Annotated in this window: 2 protein-coding genes; both read left to right on the top strand. The window is 61.7% G+C overall.

Annotated elements, in window-relative coordinates; genetic code table 11:
* Positions 1-160 precede the first annotated feature (160 nt).
* Positions 161-1,585, top strand: coding sequence for a M14 family metallopeptidase (locus V6C16_RS12260; RefSeq protein ID WP_333543327.1), 1,425 nt, complete (start codon positions 161-163; stop codon positions 1,583-1,585).
* Positions 1,586-1,742: 157 nt separating this feature from the next.
* The coding region (locus tag V6C16_RS12265) for a 2-dehydropantoate 2-reductase N-terminal domain-containing protein (RefSeq protein WP_333543328.1) at positions 1,743-1,863 on the top strand (121 nt) is incomplete at its 3' end.

A 1,863-nucleotide genomic window follows, 5' to 3' on the forward strand; every position in this document is an offset into this window, starting at 1 on the left:
GGGCCGTCCCCCCGGGCCGCAGCACGGCATGAACAACGGGGACCGGCAGCACTGCGGCCACAAAAACACAGACAGCACAGCCCGGACAATCATGCGCCCGAACCGTACCGCCATGCAAGTATACAAATCTTTCTCACAAGCGCGCAAGAGGCACAGAAGCATGCCCGCGACGCAGCGATGTATTTGCGGCCTGCTCATGTGCTGCGCCCTGCTCAGCCTTGCGGCTGCCGCGCGGGCGCAGGATGTTTTTCCTCTGGATTTCACCGTTGTCCACCTGGGAAACGGGCCGCGCACGGTGCTTGTGGTGGGCGGCATACAGGGTGATGAGCCGGGCGGCTTCTCGGCCGCAAGCCTGCTGACCACCCATTATACGGTGGAGAACGGCAGTGTGTGGGTGGTACCCAATCTCAATTTTCCGAGTATTATCAAGCGGTCGCGTGGGCTGTACGGTGACATGAACCGCAAGTTCGCCCGCCTTGACCACAGCGACCCCGAATACGCTACTGTTCGGCGCATACAGAAACTCATTGATCACCCCGATGTGGCTCTGGTGCTGAACCTGCACGACGGCAGCGGTTACTACCGCCACAAATACGAAAGCAGACTGCGCAATCCCGCCCGCTGGGGGCAATCGGTCATCATTGACCAGGCCAGCCTGCCCGGCGCGTTCATGAGTTCCCTGGGCGCAATGGCCGATGAGGCCGTGGCCGCCGCCAATGCCGGGCTTCTGGCCCCTGATCACCGCCTGCATGTGCGCAATACCAATACATCGGCGGGCGACCGCGAAATGGAAAAAAGCCTTTCCTACTATGCCGTGCGGCAGGGCAAGGCGGCCTTCGGCCTTGAGGCCAGCAAGGAATTTTCTGTTGAGCTGCGCGCCTATTACCATCTTTTAATGGTGGAATCCTTTTTCCGTCAGGCAGGCGTGGACTTCAGCCGCTCGTTTGCCCTTACGCCCCAGGGCGTGCGCCAGGCGCTTCAGGACGATCTGGCCGTCTCCTTTGCCGACAACCGGGTCTTCCTGCCCCTGGAAAACGTCCGCCCGGCCATCAATTACCTGCCCCTGCCCAAAAGCGCCCCTGCCCGCGCCGTGCCTACCAAGCATATCATGGCGGTGCTGCCCTGCGACAAGGGCGGTCAAGGCCAGTACTGCGTCCACTACGGCAACCGCATGATCACCCTCATTCGCCCGGAATGGCGCGAGGTGGACGACAGCCTTGCGGCAGCCCCGGTGCGCGTGGACGGGGAGGACACCCTGATCCCCTTCGGGCAGATCGTTTACGTCAGGGACAGCCTGCTGGTGCATCCCCTTGAGGGCTACAGGGTCAACGCCATCGGCTTTGATAACGGCCAACCCGACGAAGCGGGCGTGGAACTGCGCCTCAAAGATTTTTCGCCGCGTTTTTCCGTGGACAGACAGGCCAGAATATTCCGGGTGGAAGTTTACCGGGACCGGCTTTTCAGCGGCATGTTCCTGGTCTGCTTTGGCGATGGGGACCAAAAGCGCCCGGCCGCCTCGCGCACGGCCCGCAACGCTGCCCCGCTGCCCGCCGTTGCCGGGCCGGAATCTGCCCTGGGTTTTTAGGGTGTTTCAGGCGGAACAGCTCCAGCCATGAAGTATGCCGCGCGTACAGTCCTGACGGCGACACCACCAGACACGGCCCTTGAGCAGGACTCTTGTTTGGGCAGCCGGCCACAGTTTTTTATAATGAACTCTCTATAACGACAGATGCAGGAAAAGTATGGCTGATAAAATTTCCGTCTGTGTGGCCGGAGGCGGCAGTTGGGGAACGGCCCTCGGACACCTGCTGGCCCGTGGCGGACACGATGTGAGCCTGTGGCTGCGTGATGCTGCCGTGGCCA

This window comes from Desulfovibrio sp. 1188_IL3213, assembly GCF_036763145.1.
In the GTDB taxonomy this organism is placed as follows: domain Bacteria; phylum Desulfobacterota; class Desulfovibrionia; order Desulfovibrionales; family Desulfovibrionaceae; genus Desulfovibrio.